Raw genomic sequence first — 604 nt, forward strand, 5'->3', positions numbered from 1 at the left:
AATCAGGGCTCCCAGTCCAAATACCAGCATGCCTGCCAGCACCTGTGTTCTGCGCATGAGCTTGCCGAACACAACCTGTGCCAGCGGCGCGCCCAGCGCAAATGTCAGACCGAAAATAGAGAGCAGACGAGCGCTTTGTCCATCGGTGATCCCCCACTCCTGAGAAATTGAGACCAGGCTGCCAGCCACGGAAAGTGAACCGGTCGCCTGAATAAAATACGCCAGGCTCAGCGCCCATAACGCGCGCCTTTGAGATGTTGGCAGGTGATTTTGCATTATAGACTCCAGGGATGGGGCAGTTACCTGCCCCCGAGTTGGTCAGGCAACCGGAATAGGGTTATCCATCATTGACTGATTAAACGCGTTCACCATCTCGTGTTCATTGGCACCCGGATTCGCACGTGCAGGGAGCACTCTATCAACAATCGCTTCAATGGAATCTGTCGCCAGTTTGTCAAAAGTCTGCTGGATAAAATCGGTTACCGGCATCGCACGGGAATCACCGCTTTTGTAGATCAAATCGGTATCGACCCACGGCGGTGAAATTTCGATAACTGTCACACCTGCATCGCGCAGTAAAAAACGCTGCGACAGGGTGTAAGAG

At 53.3% G+C, this 604-nt stretch carries 2 pseudogenes; both read right to left on the minus strand.

The annotated features are described in order from the left end of the window. Positions 1 to 276, minus strand: a pseudogene (locus AC1DUO_RS26035) (MFS transporter); the annotation flags it as partial. A 42-nt stretch (positions 277 to 318) separates the two neighbouring features. Continuing rightward, a pseudogene (locus AC1DUO_RS26040) lies at positions 319 to 604 on the minus strand (short-chain dehydrogenase); the annotation flags it as partial.

The sequence above is a fragment of the Rahnella sp. P4_A8 genome (assembly GCF_056402435.1).